24 protein-coding genes and 3 pseudogenes are annotated in these 23358 nt (G+C 42.8%); 17 read left to right on the top strand and 10 right to left on the bottom strand.

Annotated elements, in window-relative coordinates; genetic code table 11:
• Positions 1-187: 187 nt before the first annotated feature.
• Positions 188-631, top strand: a complete 444-nt coding sequence (locus tag JCM19038_RS12810) for an RDD family protein (RefSeq protein WP_042418595.1) — start codon at positions 188-190, stop codon at positions 629-631.
• Positions 632-651: 20 nt separating this feature from the next.
• Here the strand turns inward: JCM19038_RS12810 and JCM19038_RS12805 are convergent, their stop codons facing one another.
• Positions 652-1551 carry a LysR family transcriptional regulator gene (locus JCM19038_RS12805; protein WP_042418592.1) on the bottom strand — a complete coding sequence of 300 codons (900 nt, stop codon included), beginning with the start codon at positions 1549-1551 and terminating at the stop codon, positions 652-654.
• Between the two features lie 122 nt (positions 1552-1673).
• On the opposite strand from JCM19038_RS12805, the gene JCM19038_RS24505 reads away from it, so the two are divergent.
• The 10 genes and pseudogenes from JCM19038_RS24505 (at position 1674) to JCM19038_RS12765 (ending at position 10098) form a co-directional block, all read left to right on the top strand.
• Positions 1674-2096 (top strand): MFS transporter, encoded by a 423-nt coding sequence (locus JCM19038_RS24505; protein WP_081831787.1) that lies wholly within the window; start codon positions 1674-1676, stop codon positions 2094-2096.
• A complete protein-coding gene (locus JCM19038_RS21880; protein ID WP_081831786.1) occupies positions 2096-2719 on the top strand; it encodes an MFS transporter in 624 nt (207 codons plus the stop codon). Before JCM19038_RS24505 ends, JCM19038_RS21880 begins: the two co-directional genes overlap by 1 nt.
• Positions 2720-2724: 5 nt before the next feature.
• Positions 2725-2883 carry a hypothetical protein gene (locus JCM19038_RS22885; RefSeq protein ID WP_193745126.1) on the top strand — a complete coding sequence of 53 codons (159 nt, stop codon included), beginning with the start codon at positions 2725-2727 and terminating at the stop codon, positions 2881-2883.
• The gene (locus tag JCM19038_RS12795; RefSeq protein ID WP_042418589.1) at positions 2880-3440 is read left to right on the top strand and encodes a flavodoxin family protein; all 561 of its coding nucleotides are present in this window, start codon (positions 2880-2882) and stop codon (positions 3438-3440) included. Before JCM19038_RS22885 ends, JCM19038_RS12795 begins: the two co-directional genes overlap by 4 nt.
• A gap of 139 nt (positions 3441-3579) precedes the next feature.
• Entirely contained in the window at positions 3580-4476 is an 897-nt protein-coding gene (locus JCM19038_RS12790; protein WP_042418586.1) for a dihydrodipicolinate synthase family protein, read from the top strand.
• 66 nt (positions 4477-4542) lie between these two features.
• Entirely contained in the window at positions 4543-5211 is a 669-nt protein-coding gene (locus tag JCM19038_RS12785) for an NAD(P)H-dependent oxidoreductase (protein ID WP_042418584.1), read from the top strand.
• A 310-nt stretch (positions 5212-5521) separates the two neighbouring features.
• The gene (locus JCM19038_RS12780) at positions 5522-6226 is read left to right on the top strand and encodes an MIP/aquaporin family protein (protein ID WP_042358914.1); all 705 of its coding nucleotides are present in this window, start codon (positions 5522-5524) and stop codon (positions 6224-6226) included.
• A 25-nt stretch (positions 6227-6251) separates the two neighbouring features.
• Positions 6252-7747 (top strand): annotated as a pseudogene (gene glpK, locus JCM19038_RS12775) (glycerol kinase GlpK).
• Positions 7748-7902: 155 nt separating this feature from the next.
• Positions 7903-9553 (top strand): annotated as a pseudogene (locus JCM19038_RS12770) (glycerol-3-phosphate dehydrogenase/oxidase).
• Positions 9553-10098, top strand: a complete 546-nt coding sequence (locus tag JCM19038_RS12765; RefSeq protein WP_042418580.1) for a glycerol-3-phosphate responsive antiterminator — start codon at positions 9553-9555, stop codon at positions 10096-10098. The pseudogene JCM19038_RS12770 and the gene JCM19038_RS12765 overlap by 1 nt, the downstream one beginning before the upstream one ends.
• A gap of 35 nt (positions 10099-10133) precedes the next feature.
• On the opposite strand, the gene JCM19038_RS12760 is transcribed toward JCM19038_RS12765, so the two are convergent.
• Entirely contained in the window at positions 10134-11627 is a 1494-nt protein-coding gene (locus JCM19038_RS12760) for a carboxypeptidase M32 (RefSeq protein WP_042418578.1), read from the bottom strand.
• Positions 11628-11780: 153 nt separating this feature from the next.
• On the opposite strand from JCM19038_RS12760, the gene JCM19038_RS12755 reads away from it, so the two are divergent.
• Positions 11781-12713: a Gfo/Idh/MocA family protein gene (locus JCM19038_RS12755; RefSeq protein WP_042418575.1), complete on the top strand. Its 933-nt coding sequence runs from the start codon at positions 11781-11783 to the stop codon at positions 12711-12713.
• Between the two features lie 37 nt (positions 12714-12750).
• On the opposite strand, the gene JCM19038_RS12750 is transcribed toward JCM19038_RS12755, so the two are convergent.
• Entirely contained in the window at positions 12751-12954 is a 204-nt protein-coding gene (locus JCM19038_RS12750) for a hypothetical protein (protein ID WP_042418573.1), read from the bottom strand.
• A gap of 17 nt (positions 12955-12971) precedes the next feature.
• Positions 12972-13166 carry a DUF2642 domain-containing protein gene (locus JCM19038_RS12745; RefSeq protein WP_042358919.1) on the bottom strand — a complete coding sequence of 65 codons (195 nt, stop codon included), beginning with the start codon at positions 13164-13166 and terminating at the stop codon, positions 12972-12974.
• Positions 13167-13269: 103 nt separating this feature from the next.
• Here JCM19038_RS12745 and JCM19038_RS12740 point away from each other — a divergent pair, with 103 nt between their 5' ends.
• Positions 13270-14346, top strand: a complete 1077-nt coding sequence (locus tag JCM19038_RS12740) for a glycosyltransferase family 2 protein (RefSeq protein ID WP_052361605.1) — start codon at positions 13270-13272, stop codon at positions 14344-14346.
• Here the strand turns inward: JCM19038_RS12740 and JCM19038_RS25065 are convergent.
• From JCM19038_RS25065 to JCM19038_RS12725, 4 genes are read right to left on the bottom strand one after another with little or no spacing between them, the layout of a single operon-like run.
• The gene (locus JCM19038_RS25065; RefSeq protein WP_307190025.1) at positions 14337-14618 is read right to left on the bottom strand and encodes a DegT/DnrJ/EryC1/StrS family aminotransferase; all 282 of its coding nucleotides are present in this window, start codon (positions 14616-14618) and stop codon (positions 14337-14339) included. The two genes, JCM19038_RS12740 and JCM19038_RS25065, sit on opposite strands and share 10 nt — an antisense overlap.
• The gene (locus JCM19038_RS12735) at positions 14606-15415 is read right to left on the bottom strand and encodes a DegT/DnrJ/EryC1/StrS aminotransferase family protein (protein ID WP_307190026.1); all 810 of its coding nucleotides are present in this window, start codon (positions 15413-15415) and stop codon (positions 14606-14608) included. Before JCM19038_RS12735 ends, JCM19038_RS25065 begins: the two co-directional genes overlap by 13 nt.
• A gap of 5 nt (positions 15416-15420) precedes the next feature.
• Complete coding sequence (locus JCM19038_RS12730; protein WP_042418570.1) at positions 15421-16713, bottom strand: nucleotide sugar dehydrogenase; 1293 nt, start codon at positions 16711-16713, stop codon at positions 15421-15423.
• 22 nt (positions 16714-16735) lie between these two features.
• Positions 16736-17953: a glycosyltransferase gene (locus tag JCM19038_RS12725; RefSeq protein WP_052361601.1), complete on the bottom strand. Its 1218-nt coding sequence runs from the start codon at positions 17951-17953 to the stop codon at positions 16736-16738.
• Positions 17954-18010: 57 nt separating this feature from the next.
• Here JCM19038_RS12725 and wecB point away from each other — a divergent pair, with 57 nt between their 5' ends.
• Entirely contained in the window at positions 18011-19063 is a 1053-nt protein-coding gene (wecB, locus tag JCM19038_RS12720; RefSeq protein ID WP_042418567.1) for a non-hydrolyzing UDP-N-acetylglucosamine 2-epimerase, read from the top strand.
• Positions 19064-19073: 10 nt separating this feature from the next.
• Here wecB and JCM19038_RS12715 read toward each other — a convergent pair whose 3' ends face one another.
• Both JCM19038_RS12715 and JCM19038_RS12710 read right to left on the bottom strand, forming a co-directional pair.
• On the bottom strand, positions 19074-19733 hold the full coding sequence (locus tag JCM19038_RS12715) for an acyltransferase (protein WP_042418564.1): 660 nt from the start codon (positions 19731-19733) through the stop codon (positions 19074-19076).
• 51 nt (positions 19734-19784) lie between these two features.
• The gene (locus JCM19038_RS12710) at positions 19785-20636 is read right to left on the bottom strand and encodes a glycosyltransferase family 1 protein (protein ID WP_042418562.1); all 852 of its coding nucleotides are present in this window, start codon (positions 20634-20636) and stop codon (positions 19785-19787) included.
• 402 nt (positions 20637-21038) lie between these two features.
• On the opposite strand from JCM19038_RS12710, the gene JCM19038_RS12705 reads away from it, so the two are divergent.
• The 3 genes and pseudogenes from JCM19038_RS12705 to JCM19038_RS25515 all read left to right on the top strand — a co-directional run bounded on the left by JCM19038_RS12705 (position 21039) and on the right by JCM19038_RS25515 (position 23298).
• Entirely contained in the window at positions 21039-21449 is a 411-nt protein-coding gene (locus tag JCM19038_RS12705; protein ID WP_042418559.1) for a hypothetical protein, read from the top strand.
• 31 nt (positions 21450-21480) lie between these two features.
• Positions 21481-22158 (top strand): annotated as a pseudogene (locus JCM19038_RS25520) (MMPL family transporter); the annotation flags it as partial.
• Positions 22156-23298, top strand: coding sequence for an MMPL family transporter (locus tag JCM19038_RS25515; RefSeq protein ID WP_373902961.1), 1143 nt, complete (start codon positions 22156-22158; stop codon positions 23296-23298). The pseudogene JCM19038_RS25520 and the gene JCM19038_RS25515, both read left to right, overlap by 3 nt.
• Positions 23299-23358: the final 60 nt, after the last annotated feature.

The raw sequence follows: 23358 nt of genomic DNA, 5'->3' as shown, positions 1-23358 counted from the left end.
TGCTCTTGCTACACCACGCCTCGCGCTTGCTACACCTCGCACCGCTCTTGCTACACCACGCCTCGCTCTTGCTACACCACACACCGCGCTTGCTACACCTCAACACCTCGCCCGACCTAAACTTCTTAAAATCAAGGTTTATTTTTCTGAATTTAGTGTTAAATAACAACTATACAGGAGGGATTTTATGGAAGCTCATGCGGTTGGTTTTTGGAAGCGTTTCTTGGCTTTATTCTTGGATGGCATACTGTTTTCTCTCATATTTATACCAGCAATGCTTTTGTTCGGGTTAGATCTTTTGGAACCGGGGATTACATTTGAAGTGATTGAAATAATCCTACAACTAGGTTATCAAATTGTGTTACCTGTACTTTGGGTCGGTTATACGGTCGGGAAACGAATGCTCGGTATTCGGATCGTTCGGATGGACGGTAGTGATGTAACCTTCGGTACGATGTTCATGCGTCAAGCGGTTGGTATGATTATTTATGCGCTTACTCTTGGAATTGGTGTGATCGTATCTGCCATTATGATTGCCTCAAGAACGGATCGCAGGGCGATTCATGACTTGATCGCCCGCACTTACGTAACCACTGAACGACCTTATGAAGCGACCGATCACGATGCATAACGTGATCGGTTTTTCGCATTCTAATGAGCAAGTGCTTGAAAAGTTTGCCGTGTGTCGTCAATGAACGCTTGCAACGGCTTTGATAAGTGCTTATCTTCATGCCAAGCGATGTGCGTATAAACAGGTGTCGTAAAAAAACGAGCGTCTAGTTGAATCACTCGACCTTCTTTTAAATCATTCTCGACCGCCATTGTAGGAAGTAAAGCGACACCTAGGTTAGCGACCACACATTGTTTGATCGCTTCGATGCTAACAAATTCAATTTTGTTTGCCGGGGCGATGTTCGAAGCAAACAAACTATGCTCTAAAATGTTTCGATAAGAACAACCTGCTTCTGTTAAAAGAAGTGTCTCTTCTGCTAGATCTTTAGCAACAATCTTTTTCTTTTGATGCAATGAATGTTCTGAAGACGCAATAAGCGCAATGCCTTCTTCTACTAACCGCTCAACAATGAGCGATTTGCATGGCTTTGCGGTGTCCATAATAAACGCAACGTCCAGTGTGCCATCTAACAGTTGTTCACGCGCCATATCTTCAGAGTGTGCCGGACGGAAGATTAATTCGACATTCGGATACTTCGCTTTGAATGTTTTTAGAATCGGCGTCAGCCGGTACGTGCATTGACTTTCTTGCGCTCCGACAACGAGTGTGCCTGAGCTTTCCTCTTCTCCTTGCAACGCGGTTCGTGATGCTTTATCTAAATCGAGCATTTGCTCAGCAAAGTGTTTGTATCGTTTGCCTTCTTCCGTGAGAATGAGTCGCTTGCCTAATCGTTCGAACAACGGCATTCCTACATGCTCTTCAATCGCACGGATGTGTGCTGTCACACTCGATTGGGCGAAGTTTAGTTTTTTGGCTGTTTTCGTAAAATTCAAGCTCTCTGCTGCTTCTTTAAACGTCAGTAATTGCTTCATTTCCATCTCGGATCACCTTCCATCGGATTATCCGATTGTTTTAATCGATATTATTCGTTTTTCAGATCGTTATTTTTAGCTTATCGTATAGAGAAGAGGTAGGCAATGACGAGACAGGGGCGTTTTTGGTGAGAAGTTATGAATCTTTGAATGACCACGCGAGCGAAACTCACATTCGCTTTGTTTTTATTATCGGAATTTTACTTATTGCAGCGAATTTGCGAGCGCCGATGATCGCCATTGGGCCGTTGTTGCCGACAATTCAAGATCAGCTAGTGTTATCGAATGCGATGCTCGGCAGTGTAACGACGATTCCCTTGTTGTTATTTGCTTTACTTTCCCCGTTCGCACCACGTCTTGCTGTGCGCTTTGGAATGGAACGGGTCGTTCTTGCTGCGTTAACGATTATCGCAATCGGTACATTCCTTCGGATTGCGCCGAGCTTCACGTTTTTAATCAGTGGAACAGCACTCATTGGGATTGGAATTGCAATTGGAAATGTTTTATTACCAGGCATTATTAAGCAACACTTCCCTCAATCGATCGGCTAATGACAGGCATCTATGCCATTACGATGAACCTTGCCGCAGCCGTTGCTTCAGGGATTGCTGAACCACTCGCTTCACGTTCACTTGATTGGAACGGAGCACTTGGGGTATTTGGTTTGTTGGCAGTGCTTGCTGCAGCAATGTGGGGGCTGTACATGTGGCAAAAGAAGTCCAATCAAAGCGTTGCAAGACAACCATCATCTTTTAAAAATAACGAGATGTTTCGTTCTCCCTTAACTTGGTGTGTGACGATGTTCATGGGGATTCAGTCTCTTCAATACTACACAACGATGACGTGGTTACCACAAATGCTTCAAGAAAGTGGTTACTCGCCTGCTACAGCTGGCGTGATGCTTGCACTCATGCAGACAGCAATCGTGCCTATGACATTTATCATTCCAGTGCTTGCCGGCAGATTAAAAGACCAACGCTGGTTAGGCGCATTCATCGGAGTCACCTTTCTTTTGGCAATCACCTTGTTCTATCTAGAACTTTGGTTACCACTTGCCGCTATCTTGATGGGCATTGCTTCTGGAAGTGGCTTTGGATTAGCAATGATGCTGTTTGCGCTTCGCACTCACACAGGAAATGAGGCTTCAAAGTTATCTGGCTCGCTCAGTCTGTAGGCTATTTGCTTGCAGCGTTTGGACCGATTGCATTTGGCATGCTCTACGATATCGCAGGACAATGGCAGTCGCCATTAATCGTATTGTTTTTACTCGCAATCGTGCTCACGGTTGTCGGGTACATTTCAGGTAAAGGTTATGTTACGAAGGAGGAAAAATCATGAAAGTAGCAGTCATTCACGGTAGCAGTCGTGAAACAAGCAACACGTCATATCTTGCCAATGAAGTCACAAAAGGAATTGAGACGACCGATATCTACTTAAAAGACTTAACCATTCACCAAATCATTGATCAGCGCCATGACACTGATGGGTTTGATGCCGTTCATGACGATTACGACAAAATCGTTGAGGTCTTCCTCACTCACGACATCGTTGTTTTTGCGACACCGCTTTATTGGTACGGCATGAGTGGACTCATGAAAACGATGTTCGATCGTTTTAGCCAAGCCGTAAGAGACCGAGACTATGGCGATGAACTTAAAAACAAGCTTGCACAGATTGAACCGATCGTTCTCATCGTCGGTGGTGACCACCCACGCTTGAAAGCATTGCCACTTCTCCAACAGTTCGGTCACGCATTGACGTTCTTAAACTTTCAGCCACTTTCTTATTACATCATCGGAGATGCCGGAAAGCCTGAGACAATGAAAGATGACTCCTTTGCGATCGCACAAGCGAACGCAATAAATCACTATCTCACTGCTAAGTGCGTTCTTTAGTATAATTCAATACGTACCCAGCTTTTTCAAAAGTAAGCGTGTGCAATTTGGCACTCGCTTACTTTTGTTTGACGATTTCAAATTATTTGTTTTAAACTGTAGACGAAGCTCGATTCATCTACAAAAGGGAGTGTATACAATGGAGAAACTGCACGGGATTTGCACCATTACGATTACACCATTTACTGAGGATGGACAAGTAGACTTACCTAGCCTTCGAAACCTAACGAACTTCTATCTAGATAATGGTGTCGATGGGTTGACGATCTTAGGCATTATGGGTGAATCGAACAAACTGACAGAAGCTGAACGAGTTCAAGTGATTGAAGAGACCGTGGCAACAGTCCAAGGAAGAGTGCCAATCATTGTTGGATGCACTGCACCAGGCACTGAAGTTGCCATTCATTACGCAAGAACGGCAGAACAATTAGGCGCCAGCGCGATTATGGTCGCCCCTCCTTTAAACCTCCGCAACGAACAAGCAATCATTCACCATTACCAGATGATTAATGATGCGATTTCAATTCCAATTGTCGTTCAAGACGAGCCTGTTACCACAAATGTAACGATGTCGGCCAAACTTCTCGCGCAACTCGAACGAGACGTTTCCAATGTTGAATATATAAAACTCGAAGAAGCCCCTTCCCCGATTAAAATTACACAAATACGAAATGAATCCGATTCACTGACCATTTTAGGTGGACTCGGTGGCGTTTATTTTTATGAAGAATTAGAACGCGGTGCAAACGGTACAATGACTGGTTTTGCTTATCCTGATGTGCTTAAAGGGGTTTACCAAACGTACATGTCAGGAGAAAAAGAAAAAGCACAGCGACTGTTTTTTCATTATTTACCTCTTATTCGTTTCGAAGCACAACTTGGCATGGGTGGCGTGACCATTCGAAAAGAAATCTTCAAAATGCGTAACATTATTGAATCTGCCCACGTTCGCTTCCCGAGTAAAGCGATTGATGATCAAACGCTTACTGAAGCAAAACAATTGATTGAGCTACTCGAAAGAGAAAAGTCCAACTAACAGCTTCTTTCTTTGAATTGATGCACGCTCTTCGCTATAGTAAACAGCAAGAGAGGTGTACAAACGATGGAACGTAAACAACTTTTACTCGATGCAGCACATTTTCGTCATGCGACGAAAGCGTTTGATCCAGATCAAAAGATTTCTGAGGAAGACTTTTCTTTTCTATTAGAGATTGCTAGACTATCGCCGAGTTCCATTGGACTTGAACCGTGGAAGTTTATCGTCGTCCAAAATGAAGCGATACGTAAAGAGCTGTCTACTTACTCTTCTGGTGCGGTAAAGCAACTTGAAACAGCTAGCCATTTTGTCATCATTCTCGCAAGAAACGATGCGCGTTATGATTCAGAGTATGCAAGGCATATGATGACCAACGTCAAAGGCATGCCAGAAGAAACGTTCGAGCAACATATTCTTCCTGCATATCGCACTTTTCAAGATACGAATATCAACATTTTGAATCGTGATCGAACACTCTTTGATTGGGCATCGAAACAGACGTACATTGCCCTTGGCAATATGATGAGTGCTGCCGCTGGTATTGGCATCGACTCTTGTCCAATTGAAGGCTTTCATTACGAGAAAGTCACATCTTTTCTGCAGCAAAAAGGAATTGTTAATGAAGATGATCCTTACGACGTATCTGTGATGGTTGCTTTTGGTTACCGGGCAAACGAACCTAATGTTTCTAAAGTGAGACAGTCGCAGCAAGAAATTGTTGACTGGGTTGAATAACGACGAAGAGTGCTAGTAGGAATTCTCAACGGCTTTTTGACCAAGTTCTTTTTGAGCTTGGTTTTTTTAAGTTCTGTTTTTGTAAACGATTGCATACTATTCTATGGAAAACATGATAAATTTACTAATTGAATACTATGAATCCGTTTACAATTACTAGATATCGTTATATACTTACCTTAAGTTAACCAATCAGCTGATGAGCTTATGAGAGCAGCTTTTTTGACGGAGTCCTATGCGACCTGTGAAAAAAGCTGCTCTTTTTTTATACCGATAAGCTAAAAAACAACTCATTAAGGGGGTTTTTGCAATGTTGGAATACGTTGCGGAGTTTGTTGGCACGATGATTTTAATTATCTTTGGTGCCGGTGTTGTGGCTGCGGTCAGTTTGAAGGGGTCAAAAGCGGAAGGGGCAGGTTGGATTGCCATTTCCATAGGTTGGGGTTTCGCCGTTGCTCTTGGTGTCTATGTATCTGGAACAATTAGTGATGCCCACCTCAATCCGGCTGTAACGCTAGGTTTTGCGGCAATCGGTGAATTTCCTTGGAATCAAGTCCCAGGATATATCATCGGGCAAATTCTCGGTGCGATTGCAGGAGCAGTCGTTGTGTTCTTCCATTACTATCCACATTGGAAGGTAACACCAGACCCAGCGACGAAGCTTGGTGTGTTTGCGACAGCGCCAGCGATTCGTCATACACCGTCGAATTTCATTGCTGAATTTATTGGTACTGCAGTTCTTGTGTTTGGTTTACTGGCAATTGGGGCAAATACCTTTAGTGAAGGTTTAAATCCGCTTGTCGTCGGTTTACTAATTATCGCGATCGGCCTTTCACTTGGTGGTCCGACAGGTTATGCAATCAACCCTGCTCGTGACTTAGGTCCAAGAATTGCACATGCTATTTTACCAATTGATAAGAAAGGTCCATCCGATTGGGCGTATGCATGGGTTCCAATTCTAGGTCCAATTGCTGGTGGTATTGTTGGTGCAATCCTTTATACACTCATGTTCTAATTATTGACTAAGGGAGGAAACGAAGATGACGAAAAAGCATATTCTCGCTATTGACCAAGGCACTACGAGTTCTAGAGCCATTCTATTTAATGACAAAGGGGAAATGTTGCAAACCGCACAACGGGAGTTCAAACAACACTTTCCTAAGCCAGGTTGGGTAGAACACAATGCCAATGAAATCTGGACATCAGTTCTTGCGGTCATTGCTGAAGTCTTTTCAGAATCAGATGTCACACCAGCGGATATTGCAGGAATTGGAATTACGAACCAACGTGAGACGACAGTCGTTTGGGATAAGAATACAGGAAAGCCTGTTTATCACGCGCTTGTATGGCAATCAAGGCAAACTGCAGACATTTGCCGCGAGCTTCGTGAAGAAGGTTTGAATGAGAAGTTCCGCAAGAAAACAGGTCTTCTTCTCGATCCATACTTTTCAGGGACGAAAGTAAAATGGATTTTAGACAACGTTGATGGTGCCCGTGAAAAAGCCGAAAACGGCGACTTATTGTTCGGTACAATTGATACGTGGCTCATTTGGAAGTTGAGTGGCGGCAAAGCACATGTAACCGACTATACAAATGCTGCTCGTACTCTCATGTACAACATTCACGATCTCAAATGGGACGATGAATTACTTGAACACCTTGACGTACCGAAGCAAATGCTACCGGAAGTTCGTTCGTCTTCTGAAGTGTATGCAGAGACGATTGATTATCATTTCTTCGGTGAGAATGTACCGATTGCTGGTGTTGCAGGCGATCAGCACGCTGCCCTCTTCGGTCAAGGTTGCTTTGAAGAAGGCATGGTGAAAAATACGTACGGTACAGGTTGCTTTATTCTCATGAATACGGGTGATAAAGCGGTCGAATCGAAAAACGGTCTTCTAACGACACTTGCTTGGGGCATTGATGGCAAAGTCGAGTACGCGTTAGAAGGTAGTATCTTCGTCGCTGGTTCTGCGATTCAATGGTTGCGCGACGGGTTGCAAATTATCGAGGATTCTCCACAAAGCGAAGAGCTAGCAACACGCATCACTTCATCTGATGGTGTGTATCTTGTGCCTGCTTTCGTTGGACTTGGTACACCGTATTGGGACAGTGAAGCGCGCGGGGCGATGTTCGGACTTACTCGCGGAACAGAACGTTCACACATTGCACGAGCAACGCTAGAATCTCTTGCGTATCAGACGAAAGACGTTATGACTGCGATGGAAAGTGACTCGGGCATTGAGCTTAAGCAATTGCGTGCAGATGGAGCGCTGTTGCCAATGACTTCCTTATGCAGTTCCAAAGTGATTTGCTTGATGCACCGGTTGAAGTTCCTTCTGTAACCGAGACGACTGCGCTCGGAGCGGCGTACCTTGCAGGGCTTGCTGTGGGTGTATGGGACAGCAAAGATGAAATCGCCAAAAATTGGAATATGGATCGTTCGTTCAAACCAAATATGGCAGAAAACGAGCGGGATGACCTTTATAACGGATGGAAAAAAGCAGTCGATGCGACGATGACGTTCAAACCTTAATGCTTTACGAAACGAATCATTTGTCGTAAACTTAACGTAACAAGTTAATGACTGAATCTTTGAGACGATGAGGGGATTGCAGCACTTCAAGTAAACGACTACGTTTACTTGAGCGTTGTAATCCCTTTTTTATAACCCTAGGAGGGAAATCAGCTATGGAATTCTCACTTAATGGACGCAAAACAGCACTTGCAACCATGCAATCACAAACATTAGACCTACTCGTCATTGGTGGCGGGATTACCGGGAGCGGGATTGCTCTTGATGCACAATCACGAGGCCTTGATACAGGCTCATTGAAATGCAAGACTTTGCGGCAGGTACGTCAAGCCGTTCAACGAAACTTATTCACGGTGGTTTACGTTATCTAAAACAATTTGAAGTGAAGCTTGTCGCTGAAGTCGGCAAAGAACGAGCGATTGTATATGAAAACGCCCCTCACGTAACAGAGCCAGTCCGAATGATGCTTCCCTTTTATAAAGGCGGAACGTTTAATGCACTCACCACTTCCGTAGGCTGTCGGTCTATGACCGTCTCGCCGGCGTTAAGAAGGCTGAGCGCAGAACGATGATGAGCTCGAAACAAGCACTCAAACAAGAGTCGATCCTTTCAAAGAAAGACTTAAAAGGTGCTGGAATGTACGTTGAGTATCGTACTGATGATGCGAGACTTACGATGGAAGTTGCGAAAAGTGCAGCTGAACGTGGAGCTAAGCTTGCCAATTACGTGCGTGCTGAGTCGTTTATTTATGACAACAAAAAACTTGTCGGTGTGACTGCTGTAGATTTACTCACTGGGGAAAGTATTAAGATCTATGCTAAAAAGATTGTCAATGCTACAGGTCCTTGGGTCGATACGTTGCGTGAACAAGATCGCTCTCGTGAAGGTAAGTCGATTCATTTAACGAAAGGTGTTCACCTCGTTGTTTCAAAAGAACGATTACCGTTGCAACAAGCGCTCTACTTTGACACCCCGTTCGGTGACGGCCGAATGATGTTTGCAATCCCTCGTGGCGAGAAAGTGTACATCGGTACGACCGATACAAACTTTGACGCTGACCAAAAAGAACCTGGAGTAACCATCGATGATGTTCATTACATCTTGGATGCGGCAAACGGGCTATTCCCAGGCTATCACTTAACGAAAACCGATGTAGAATCAAGCTGGTCTGGTCTGCGCCCGCTCATTCATGAAGACGGTAAAGACCCTTCAGAAATCTCTAGAAAAGACGAGATCTTTCACTCTGAAAGTGGCTTAATGACCATTGCTGGTGGAAAATTAACAGGATACCGGAAGATGGCCGATACAATCGTATCCATTGCCGCTGAGGAAATCTCGAAAGAAACTGGGCAAAGCTTCCCTGAATGCCAGACGAAACACCTCGTCTTATCTGGTGGAAATGTTGGCGGTTCACAAGGCTATCAGGCGTTTAAAGAGAAATCGATTCAAGATGGTATTAACCGTGGACTTGAAAAGAAGATGAGTGAAGAAATTGCAGAGAGATACGGTTCCAACGCTTCAGTCGTTCATCAATACTTGAACGATGAACAGCAATACGGATTACCTGCACCACTTTATGCGATGTTGCGCTACAGCATCGAACATGAGATGGCCGCAACACCGGTCGACTTCTTCTTACGTCGTACGTCGTACTTGTTGTTCGATATCGAAAGTGTATACCGTTATAAATCACAAATCGTGCAAGTGATGAGTGAACTGATCGGTTGGTCTGACGATGAGAAGAGTGAATACGAAGCAGAATTGGATGAACAAGAAGATCTCGCCACGCTAAGGAGCGTACTGTAATGTTTGGTAACCAGTCTGTTCTTCCTGCTGTGAACACGATGAAAGATTTTGAACAAGTGATGGAGCGTGACGACGATTTCTTCGTCGTCCTCGACATCCACTTATCGATGCTAACGACAATGCGGAAATTCGCAAATGAATCGAACAAGAAAATGTTGTTACATGCGGACCTCGTTCAAGGTTTGAAAAGTGATCGCTATGCAGCAGAATTCATTTGCCAATCGATTCGCCCTGCCGGGGTCATTTCAACGAGAGCAAACATGTTGAAAACGGCTAAAAAGAGCAACCTATTAGCGATCCAACGAGTATTTCTACTCGATACGATGGCACTGAATACGAGCTACCAACAAATTAAAACCGTCGAACCAGATGTGCTCGAAGTACTTCCTGGTATTTTGCCAAACTACATTCAAAAAGTGCGGACAGAAACTGGAATTGACGTTATTGCTGGTGGGCTAATCACTTCAGAACAAGACGTACAAGGCGCACTTGATGCGGGTGCAAAAGCTGTGACAACTTCTAGAAAAGACTTATGGAACGTGTAAACCGGACCACCGAAATGAAACGGTGATCCGGTTTTTTATAAATGATATAGCTTAGTATACTTATCCTTTAAGTAGCTTAATAGCGGTTCAGCATTTACGTCTTCGCCTGTCGCATCATAAATGATTTCTCGTGGTTCTTTCATCGCCCCATGTTCATGAACGTTCTTTGTCATCCACGCGGTGATTGCTTTGATGTCTCCATTTTGAATCCGTTCTTCAAAATCAGGGATGTCTTTGACTAACGCTTGTTTTAGTTGGGCTGCGTAAATGTAGCCTAACGCGTACGATGGGAAATATCCGAACATACCACTTGGCCAATGAACATCTTGTAGCACACCTTCAGAATCGGTATCAGGAACAATGCCAAAGTATTCTTCCATCTTCTCATTCCAGTTGGTTGGCAGTTCTTCGACTTGAATTTCATTACTAAATAACGCTTTCTCTAACTCATAACGCAAGATCACGTGCAAACAATACGTTAACTCGTCCGCTTCAATTCGAATAAATGATGGCTTTGCTTCGTTTAAAGCAAAGTAAAAATCATCGAATGAAACATCATCAAACGAACCTCCAGCATACTTCTTTAAAACTGGATAATTTGTTTTCCAAAACCCTTCATTTTGACCAATAAACTTCTCCATAAACAAGGATTGTGATTCATGAATACCAAATGAGCTTGCTGCACTTGCAGGAGTTCCGATTAGATGTTCACCAATGTTCTGCTCATACAACGCATGGCCTCCTTCATGAATCGTTCCAAGCAGAGCAACACGGAAATCCGTTTCATTGTATTTCGTCGTCACACGTACATCGTTGCGGTTAATGCCTGTCGCAAACGGATGAACCGTTTCATCAAGTCTTCCTGCATCAAAGTCATAGCCAATTGTCTCCAAAAACGCATGACTTAACTTCTCTTGTTCTGCTTTAGGAAAATGATGGAACAACACATTTGCATCTGGTTGTCGATCGGCTTGTACGACGTCTTGAATAAGTGGAATAAGCACCTCTTTTAATTGTTCGAAAATAACGTCTAATTTCTCAACTGTCATTCCTGGTTCAAAATCATCAAGTAAGCAATTGTACGGATGGCCTTCATAACCTAAGTATTCAATCGTCTTCTTCTTATACGCAACAATTTTCTCCAAATAAGGTTTAAAGCTTTCAAAGTCATTCGACTCTTTCGCTTGTTCCCAAGCAAGTTCAGAACGAGAAGAAAGCATAATGTATTCTTTGTATTCTTCTGCTGGGATCTTCGTAAATTCATCGTACTTCTTCTGAACGAGAATTGCTGAATGCTTCGTGACATCACTGACCGTTTCGTCCTTTTGGACGCCTTCAAGCAAATGCTTTAACTCATCCGACGTTGTAAGGTGGTGAATTTGTTGTGATACGGTTCCAATTACATTAGAGCGCTCTTCTTGCCCTTTTTTAGGGAGCTTCGTTCTTGCATCCCAATAAAGCAACTGTAAGGTTTGGATATAATGATTGATTGATTTTACATAGTCTAAAAACTGCTGTTCAACTGACATCGTATTCCTCCATTTTTAGAAATCTAGTTTAATTCTACAATTTATCTGTAGTATTGTCTTATTTTTTTCAATCATTGGCGGTTTGTCCATTCGTTTCGAGCAATCTAGCATAAACTGTTACGAATCATTGAAACCGAAAGTGAGGGGACAACGATGAACGTAGGTGTAATCGGAACTGGAAATATGGGTGAAAACCATTTACGCACATATGCAACACTTCGAAACCATTGTACACTGGTTGGTGTTTATGACGTCGATCAATTGAGATGCGCAGATGCCGCTAACCGCTATGGTGCAGTCGCATACAATTCGCTAGACGCACTGTTAGATGATGTTGACGCCGTCAGCATTACCGTACCAACCCCGTTTCATTATGAAGTTGGAATGGCTTGCATTCGAAAAGGCGTTCATGTGCTCATGGAAAAACCAATCGCTGCCACTGAACTTGAAGCGATCGCTTTGAAAAATGCTGCAAATAAAGCCAACATTATTTTACAAGTTGGACACATTGAACTGTTTAATCCGCTCATTAAAACACTACGAACCATTGTCAAACAGGAGAAAATCTTAGCGATTGAGACGCATCGGATGGCACCGTTTCATGAACAGATGCGAAACATCGATGTCGTGCACGACCTGATGATTCATGACCTTTATCTTGTGCACGCATTAAGTGGCAAACATTTTGAAGAGCTTCATACGTTTGGAATTACGGATGAAAACCCTTCGCATGCCTCCGTCATAGCCCGTTCGAAAGAAGGTATGATTGTCGAACTAACCGCAAGTTTTCGTTCAACAAAGAAAGTACGCTCCATTATCATTCTTGCAGAAGATGCGTACATTTCAGCTGACTTATTAAGTAATCAAATTACGATTACGAAACGACTAGATCAATTGACGTACGGCTATCCAAGAACTTCGACAGAAACCATTTATATCCCTTCGTATTTACAGCCATTAACACTTGAATTACAAGACTTTATCGACTGCATTAAAGCAAAGCGCCCGCCCTCTGTGAGTGCAGATGAAGGGATCAAAGCGTTACAACTCTCTAGCATGATTAGCGATGCAATAAAAAAGAAGTAAGGCGGCTATCACATGATAGACTCGCCTTACTTCTTTTTTACACTTCGCTGATTCGTAGAAAATTAATATCGGAAACGCTTATATAGTGTCTATTCACTCCATATCCATCATCGGTCTCTAACGCGACAACGCTAAACGATGCATCAAGAATCGTTCCTTCAAAATATTGGTTTGAGGTGGCCAGTTGAACGCTTGTCCCGATTCTTGATTGCAACTCTAGAACAAATAAAAATTCAAACATGATTTAGTCTCCTTTCTTTACGAAACGGATTCAGTAACGACTTCAATCTGATCTAAGCGTATCAATAGAAACGTACCGTCTATTTCTTGTAGCACTACATAATCTGGATATACAGCCTGAACAACACCACTGACAACACCAAATGGAACGCTTACTTCGACCTCTTGGTCGATCATACTTTGGAATAAGTTATATAATGAAGCAATGTTCACGGTATACTCCTCCAATTCTCTAATATCTATATAGTAGATGCATAAACAAGTAAGTTTGCGTGTGCACTCTTACTACAAGTTGAACCTATTTTGAGGTGGTGTTATGAATCACATCGTCGTTTGGTCTTATGACGAAGAGCCGCCAGTTAAAACGAGCGCAACGTACGGGTTAGTATTGTTTCAAAAACATGTCTCTTACGAGTTACAAGAACTCATTGAAGCGCTTAGCGATCAACACGCTCTCCTTGCTTCTTACAAAGACTCGTATATCTATCTCTTCATTCGAATGGAAACGCTACAAAGCACACCTTTGCCGCTCGCTGTAGAAGCTCCTTTTCCAGAAGCGCGTTATTTCATGTGGTTATCACGATTACAGGTAGAAAACATCGAATACATGCAATTACATTCCATCTCGAGGCTCTCAAAGACGAAAGCATCTCGTGAAAAAGCACGGCTTTGTAAAAAATACATCGAACCATCACTCATCCAAAACGACGATCCCTCGATCTCAATTATGATTGCTTCCTATAATGCAGAGCGATTTATAAGCAATTGCCTGCATTCAATCGCAGAACAATCTGCAAGTGTTGCACAGACCCTCTTTGTTGATGATGCTTCCACAGACAACACCGTCGCTCTTGTTGAACAAACGAATCTGCCTACACTCACGACACATCAAATGCCTGAGAATGTAGGCAAAAGCAAAGCTTTAAATCAAGTGATTCCCTTCATCACGAGTGAGTGGGTACTTGAATTAGATGCAGACGATTGGCTTGATCCTGATGCGATTGCAACGATAAAAATGCTAATAAACACAACTTCTATCAAAGAAGGATTACTATATGGTAACTTTCGTCATTGGAAACAAGAACAAAAGACCGTTACCTTCAAAAAGATTGCAAAAGGTAAAGCGGTGCGTAATCAGAAGGACCTTTTGCGCTACCCTTTTCCACTCGGTCCACGTCTGTACCATACATCGTCCTTACAAGCACTAGGTGGATACCCTGCTTCTTCATTTCATGACGGGCGGTTGTTTGAAGACGTCCTTCTGTTAAGAGAATGGCTAAACCACTATCCGTTCCATTACGCCGACTTTACCGTATACAACGTTCGAAAACACGATGAATCCATCACGAAAAAAAACCATTCCAAATGGAATGATTTTCTTCGTTACTTGTGAAAGTCTTTGACTGCTTGAATAATCATTTCTTGGTCCGTCATGGATAGTTCTGGTGAAATCGGTAATCCGACAATGTGCTTTGCGGCGTTCTCTGATACGCTAAAATCCCCTTCTTTGTATCCTAAATGCGTAAAGGCTTGTTGCAAGTGGAGAGGGATTGGATAATACACAGCTGAAGAGATGCCACGCTTTTGTAAATAAGACATGAGCGCATCCCGTTCTTCAACTTCAAAACAAAACTGATGAAAAGTATGTCCCTTCATCTCTGGCATTTGCGAAACCTTGGATAGTGCCTCACAATAACGTTTGCGATCACTTGACGTTTATGCAAAAACAAATCCAAATAATTAAGCTTTACGAGCAAAATGGCAGCCTGAATCTCATCCAGACGACTGTTAATGCCGATGCTCGCATGTTCATATTTCTTTACACTACCATGGTTGCGTAGTTCGCACAGTTTGTCGTATATCTTAAAGTCTTTCGTAACGACCATCCCACCATCGCCAAAAGCACCTAAATTTTTCGAAGGAAAAAATGAAAAGCAACCAACATCACCTATTGTCCCTGCGAACTGTCCGTTAGCATCTTTCGTTCCAACTGCTTGGCAGGCGTCTTCAATAACATAAAGATTATGCTTCTTCGCTAGCTGCATAATGTGTTCCATGTCACACAGCTTTCCGAACAGATGAACGACGAGCAATGCCTTGGTTTTCGAAGTGATTTTCTCTTCAATTTTATGGTGATCAATGTTGTACGTTTTCAGATCAATATCGACAAATACCGGTGTTGCCCCTGCTTCTGCGATTGCTTCACCACTTGCGAAAAACGTAAATGGTGTCGTAATGACTTCGTCTCCTGGACCAATCCCTAACGCTTTTACAGCGAGGTATAACGCATCTGTGCCGTTGGCAACACCAACGGCATGCTTTGTTTGGTTGTATTGCACAAATTGGTGTTCCAACTCTGCGCACTTCGGTCCTAGAATATAAATGCCGCTTTCTAGCACTTCATTTATTTCCTTTTGAATGGCTTCTTTTAACAATTCGTATTCTTTTTTTAGATCCACCATAGGAATCACGACTTCGCACCTCCAATTGCATCGTAGCGAAGCCCAGCAGAGATGATACCATCGCGATGGAATGCATTTCTACCGTCAAAGAATAGTGCATCCTTTTGGAACATGTTGAAATTTACTTTTTTGTATTCTTGATGGTTTGCTTGCAAGATAATTACATCAACATCTTTCACTGCTTCGGGCGATAGATCGTTATTCTTTATACCATAACTCAAAAACTCTTGTGCATCGTAGTGCGGATCGTTTACGGATACTTTCGCACCTTTCGCCTCTAGTTGGTCGATTAAGAGCCAGGTTGTAGATTTCTCCGTTTCTTTAACGTTCTCTCGGTACGATAATCCTAAAATGAGTACTTGTGAATCCTTAAGGGAACCTTGTTGTTTTTCAATTCTTGAAAGAGCATAGCTCGCCATGTTGTCATTCGTTTTACGTGACTCTTGAATAATCCCATTCTGCAAACCACGGGAGATGAAAAAGTACGGATAGATCGGTATACAATGACCTCCTACCCCAATACCAGCAGCGTGAATGTGTGAGAATGGTTGGGTATTGCTCGCATTTGCTGCTTCTTTTAGATTTACACCACATGCATCTGCATAGACGGCCAATTCGTTTGCGAGCGCAATGTTCACATCGCGGTACACACATTCAGCTACTTTAGCAAATTCGGCAGTTTCTGTGCTTTCCACAGGAAGTACTTCACATTGGAGAGCAGCACGATAAAATGCACTTGCGTAAATTAGACTTTCTTCATTAACGCCTCCAACGATCTTAGGATATAGCTTTAAGTCACGAATAATTGTATTTGAATACACACGCTCTGGACTGTATGCAAGATAGAAATCACTTCCCATCTTCAATTGTGACAATTCTTCAAGCTTGCGACCGAAACGCTCACGTGTATCTCCTGTTGGCAACGTCGTCTCATAAATGACCGTAGTTCCTTTTTGCAGACCTTTGCCAATTGCTTCTGTTGCACTGTCAATGTAGGTGTAGCTCACATCGTTACTAGAATCAATGAGCACAGGGACAATGACCACAACAATGGAAGACTTTGAAACGGCTTCAGACGTGTTCGTTGTTGCACGTAACGTTTGGGTATCATGCGCCTTCTTTACAAGTTCTGGAAGACCTGGTTCATTATCAATGTGGCTTTTGCCTGCGTTCACTGCTTGAACGACATCTTTATTCACGTCACATCCAATGACGTTATAATTATTGGTTGCGTATACTGCGGCTAATGTAAGTCCAATCTTTCCAAGACCGACAACCGCAACGGTTTGTTTGTTCATATCTTCACCTTCAATCCTAGAATTAACATATATTTCTAGAATTACAATATGTGAGTACGAAGGAAAACGATTGGACAATCTGGCAGTTACGATGCTCAAATAACGCACCGTACAATTCAATTAAACGAATCTCCATTTTCTCCCATGAAGCAGTCGTCTCCATGACGTTCCGGGCATTGCGACTAAATGTCGAAAGGTTGCCTTCCATTAAAGCAAGTTGCTTTAAATAATCTTGAGCATTCGCCACTGACTTTGGCACACTTGCCCCACACGAATAACGCTCAATAAAATTGCGCATATCTTTACAGCGATTCACGAGGACAGGAACACCTGCGTCCAAGTAGCTAAAAAACTTATTCGGAAGTGCATAGTCCCGATTTAATGCGGTTGAAAGGTCCATATCAATCCAACCAACATCTACATCTTGCAATTCGGCAGCGATGTGACGATACGGAACCCACCCACGTATGTGAATTCGATTTTGAAGTTTTTTAGGAATGCCTAATGGTTCCGTAAATTTCGAGGCACCACCGATTACTTTAACGTGATAATTGCTCTCTGAGGCAAGCTCAAGTAATTTGTGCCAATTCCCTTTTTCTTTCGTTACCGTTCCAACATAACCGATCGTACGGATTGATTGTTTTAGTTTTGGAGGTGAACTTAGTCGAGGCGCATTGTAGATCAGCTCAGATGGACCTTTGTATCCATGGTCGTAACAGTCTTTTGCAATGGATGGCGACACAGTGATGAGCGCGTCAACGTCTTTTAACAGTTCACGGAACACGTTTTCATATTGTCGTTGCCGACGATTGGACGTTTTTGCACGAGCATCAATGACCAATTCATGACTATCAAAGATCACCTTTGCATGTGGCTTTGTACGTTTTATTTGAACAGCTGCAACGAGTGAAGACGGCTCATGAGCATGGTAGACGTCTGCGTCAATTTCTGCACCACACTTGGCAAGTGTACGACTATGTTCTTTCGTTTGATCAAGAGTGAACTGTGACTGAACATTCGTTGCTTCATAAGGAATAATCGTCACCCCTGCCTCACAAAACGGTTCGACTTTTTTCTTTAAAGGCGCCCCTTCAATTCCGAGTAACGTTCCTTTAAACTGCGGTACGAGCATTGTCACGTTATACCCCGCACCTACAAGGCTTTTTGCTTCCCGTTCAAAAATACGGGCATCTTCGTACGGATGTTCACTAATGAGCATACACACGCTTCTCTTTTTCATAGAATTCCACCTCCTCCATATGAATAGTAGTATGCGAATGTAACTTGGAGGGGACATATGAAAATTGCAACGGTCGTTGGTGCGAGACCTCAATTTATGAAAGCCGCTATGGTATCAAAACAACTTCGACAACATGAAACACTCATTCATACGGGGCAACATTACGATGCAGCCATGTCAGATGTCTTTTTTTCACAACTTCAATTAAAAAAGCCTGATGTTCAATTGCATCATCGTGATGATGACTTAGGATCCATGATCGTTGGGTTAGAAGAGACTTTTGCCCAACTTAAACCTGATATCGTAATCGTATACGGTGATACAGTCAGTACGCTCGCTGGCAGTCTGGCCGCGTCTAAATTGCAACTTCCACTTGCTCATGTCGAAGCGGGCTTACGTAGCTTTAATCGGCGTATGCCTGAAGAATACAACCGCGTTGTGAGCGACCACCTCGCAACCTGGTGCTTTTGTCCGACCGAGCAGTCAGCAATCCAATTAACAAAAGAAAACATAAACGGTTCAATTATCGTGAGTGGTGACTTAATGGTTGATGCATGCCTTCATTACAAGACAGTCGCTTTAAAAGAATCAACAATTCTCGAAGAACACCAGTTACGAGAAAAACCTTACTATGTAACGACGTTACATCGCGCAGAACTGATCGATGATGCCAAGCGACTTCATACGTACTTAAATCACTTGCAAATGCTAGACTATCCTGTCTACCTACCACTACACCCAAGAACAAAAAAGGCAATTGAACAATTGAATGGTAGTCCGTACGACAGACTTCGGTTTTTACCGCCCTTGCCTTACTTTGATATGCTCACTCTACTTAGCCATAGCCAAGCAATCCTGACCGATTCTGGTGGGATTCAAAAAGAAGCTTATGTACTTTCTGTTCCGTGCTTTACATTACGTGAAGAAACTGAGTGGCACGAAACCGTTGCGACGCGTTGGAATACACTTGTAAAAGAAAAAGACCTTCCATTACTCCCACAGCTTGTGAAAGAACGAAAGCGTCCAACAGAACATCCCCCACTTTTCGGTGAAGGGGATGCAGCAACCCTTATTGTTAAGACGCTAAAGCGAGAATTCTCTCGCTCATAACGTCCCTTTCTTAAGACAACTCTTTCGCTGGTACACCTGCCACGGTTACTTGATCCTTCGTGTTTTTCGTTACAACTGCACCTGCACCAACGATCGTTTCAACCCCGATAACAACGCCAGGTAACAGTGTTGCGTTGTTACCGATTTTTGCTCCTCGCTTAATATGGGGACCTTTCATATCAAACGGTCTTGCTCCCATGTACTTATCGTTCGACATCGAGACACATGGACCAATAAACACATCATCCTCAACGATTGAATCTCCCGTTACGTATGCACCAGTTTGTACGGTACAGCGAGAGCCAATGGTTGTATTAAGTTCAACAATTGCTGACCTGCCAATCACTGTACGATCCCCAATCGTGACATTTTCCCGTACACTACTCAAATCTCCAAAAAAACAACTCTGACCGATAGTCGTTCCTGCATAGAGAGCAACGAGACTGCCTGTCTTCGTTCCAGATTTTATGACAAGAGGGGTAATGCTTTGATTGTCTTTACGCATACGGTCATTTCCACCCGCCACTATTCCAATAACATTGTTCGGACCAATGGTGACGTTGTCTTCAAGAATTACATCGCTATAAATAACTGAATTGTCGCCAATCGTGACATTTTCTCCGACAGTTGCACCGTCATGAATGACGACGTTTTTACCGATCTTTGGCATACTTATTCACTTCCTTTTTAATAATCGTTAACAATTGGTTTACTCTCTTTTTTAATGAATGTTGATCATACACAAATTGAGAACCGCTCGTGCCACTTCTGTTCGCTTTTGTTCATCTTCTAACCACAAATATGCTTGCTCAGCAACGGTTTCATGATTTGTCTCCACAAAATGCTTTCCAGGTATAAATCCAAGTCGTAGCAACTCATCACACGCTGGTGCAAGGAGTAGTGTCTCACTCGCGAGAATCTCGTAATATTTCTTAACTGGGTACTCATAGATCGATGGACAAGCAAAGCTAATCTTCGCTTCACGTAACCGCTTTGCATAACCTGTACCTGCCACGTCATTATTCGTAGATTGATAGCCGGGATGAGGAATATAGTAAAAACGTCGGTCATGCTCAAGCTGTTGTTTTACCGCTAGGCGAAATGGATACGTCTCGTTTACAGCACCTGTTAACAAGAGCTCACATCGCTTCTTTTCCCCAGGGTGAAATAAGCTCGTATTCACAAAGTGTGGCAACCAGTGAAACGTATCGGCGTAACGTGGATACTGCTTTTGAAATGCATCGTGGACGACTGAAAATATTGCTGTATACTGCTCGCTTTGCAAGTGGCTTTCACGTAGTTTTGTGTGGCGATGAACGTCATTAACAATTAAACCTGTCGGGATCTGACATTGCCGCAGCCCACGTACTCTCGGAAAAAAAGATCCACCAAGATCGTTAACGACTAGAATGAAATCTGGTCGAAACGATAAACCGTTTAAGATGTGTGTCATATGACCAGATGTTCTGTGGGTCGCAAATTGGTCACAATGCAGACGCAAGGCTTCTTCTAAATAATGATAGTTGCGATCAACATATGAAGACGTATCCTGCACGATAAACAATAGCTTCACTCGACTCCCTCCCCTTGTACAGTATGATTAATCGTCCGGTTCGGTTTGGACGAAACACTGGTGACAATCTCTAATCTGAATTTGTGTGTTTCAAAGAATGCTGATTTGCATAGTACGAGCAAAACTAAACAATCAATGGTAAAACATACCCACAAAAATAAAGAATACGGTTGCCAAAGCAAGCATGCAAATGAAGTTAAACGAATCATAAAGAGTCAAACAAGAAGCTATCAAAATTGCTCCCTTTTATTTATTGGAACGTGTTTGATGAACACGTTCCTCTTTAGCGTGACTAAACTTCCTTTAGATTCGTTAATAAAAAGTTAAGAATTCGGTTAGAGAATGCTTAGAAGTGCTGATTAAACTGAACGAAGAAATCGTCGATCTAAAGGAGGACATCACATGGTGGAAAACGCGCTTAAGCATTTAGGCAAATGGGTGGTTACACACAAATGGAAAGTGATTAGTTTCTGGCTAATTCTTCTTACATTCGGGGGATATTACGGTTCACAGATCGGTGAGCACCTCACTGGAGGTGGGTGGGGTGTTCCAGGTTCTGATTCTAACCTCGCGTCTGAGCGACTATCTGAAGAGTTCGAGTCTAGAGATGAAACATCATTAACACTCGTAATCAATCATGAAACAGAGCAAGTCGGTTCAGACGTGTATACAGAGGCAATTGAGCAGGCTCCATGTCACTGCAACGTGAAGCAGAGATTGATCGTGTCTATACGTGGATCGACGCCCCAGAGCATCTACAAGATCTATTCGTTTCTGACGGTGGTCAGACAAGTATCGGCTTTATTGAACTAAACATTGATGAAGCTTCGCGCAAAACGTATTAGCAGATATCCAAGGACGCTTATCAAGCTCTATTCAAACGGATGGTTTTGAAGCTACAATTTTAGGAGCACCAGCATTTTGGGCAGAGATGAATGAGCTAAGCCAACAAGGGTTAGAGAATGCTCATTTATACGCCTTGCCTATCATTTTGATCGTCTTATTGGTTGTCTTTCGTTCCGTCGTTTCTTCACTAATGCCGTTAGTATTATCGAGCTTTTCAATTGTTACATCTCTTGGCGTGCTTTATTGGTTCTCTCAATGGATCGAGTTATCGATCTTTGTTCTTGATGCAGCCCTCATGTTAGGCATCGGTGTAGGCATTGACTTTGCCCTCATTTTCATAAAACGATTCCGAGAACAGTTAGAACAATCGTCTAATCAAGTCGCCGAAGCTGTCACACAAACAATGGGTACAGCAGGGCACGCCATACTGTTCTCTGCATTGACTATTATTGGTGCAATGTCTGCAATTCTACTCGTTGATATTGCCGCTGTTCGTTCAATTGCTTTAGGCGTAATCGTTGTCGTCTTCTTCCTCATGGTAACAAGTCTTACATTATTACCTGCTTGTTTGGCATTAATCGGTACGCGAATTAACGCATGGAAAATTCCCTTTTTGTCCATTCGAGACGGATCCACAGGTGAAGGCAAATGGTATCGACTTGCGCATCGCGTCATGAAGCGCCCCGTCGTTTATCTCGTTGCTTCAATTATGTTGCTTCTTGCTATGGCCGTACCCGCACTTGAATTAGAAGTGTCAACGCCTGACTCCCGTATGCTGCCTGAACAGACACAAGTTCGGCATGGGTTAGCTCATCTAGAAGAAGGCTTTGGCGTAGGGTTTGCTTCCCCAATTCAAGTCGTTGTTGCAATAGAAAATGACGTGATTACCGAACCACAACTACTCGAGAAACTCTCTATATTAAACGAAGAATTGGAAAATATTCCAGACGTTGAAGAAGTCAGTTCTCTATTTTCATTCTTCCCTAACTTAGAAGCATCTGAGATTCATTCACTGTTAAATGAGCATCAACAAGCGTTACATGAAGATGACTGGATGTTGATTAACCGACACGTAAGCAAGAACAATCAACTTGCCGTGTTTGATGTTATTACAACCGATCACTCTTCTAGCGACACGAATCGTGCCATCGTGCAAGACATTCGAGATCGCCTAGCAACGAGTGAAGACTATGTGGTTTATGTTGGTGGTGAAACTGCAGAAGGAATGGATACGAGCCAATCATTAAATGAAAGTTTACCGATGGTTTTAACGTTCACCTTAATGCTTTTATTTCTCGTTTTAGTCGTTACGTTTAGAAGTTTATTATTACCTTTGAAAGCCATTGTTTTAAACGTCCTTTCATTAGGAGCAACGTATGGAATACTCGTTGTTGTTTTCCAATGGGGGCTCGGTTCAACGATTTTCGGGTTTGGCGATTTTGGATTTATTCAGAGCTTTATACCGATTTTATTGCTCGGTCTTTTGTTCAGCCTGAGTACAGATTACGAAGTGTTTTTGTTAAGTCGAGTACAAGAAGAATATCAAAAAGGTTTGTCTAACGAAGAAAGTGTTGCGATTGGCTTAGAAAAAACCGCTCCAATGATTTCTGGAGCAGCGCTTATTATGGTCGTTGTTTTTGGTTCATTTGCTTTTGCAGGCGTATTGCCGATGCAACAATTAGGGCTTGGGATGGCACTTGCCATTGCACTTGATGCAACAATCGTTCGCTTGTTCTTAGTACCTGCTACGATGAAACTACTTGGAAATTGGAATTGGTGGTTTCCTTTTACTAAAAAGGAAGTGTCAAAAAGATAAATGATTCCACTCCATTTCAACTACAATGGAGAAGTAAGCAAAGTGAAGGGAGAGCACGAC

It is taken from the genome of Geomicrobium sp. JCM 19038 (genome assembly GCF_000698125.1).
Classification (GTDB): Bacteria; Bacillota; Bacilli; order Bacillales; family Marinococcaceae; genus Geomicrobium_A.
The sequence above is the reverse complement of the archived record's forward strand: the minus strand, read 5'-3'. Positions and strand labels throughout refer to the sequence as shown.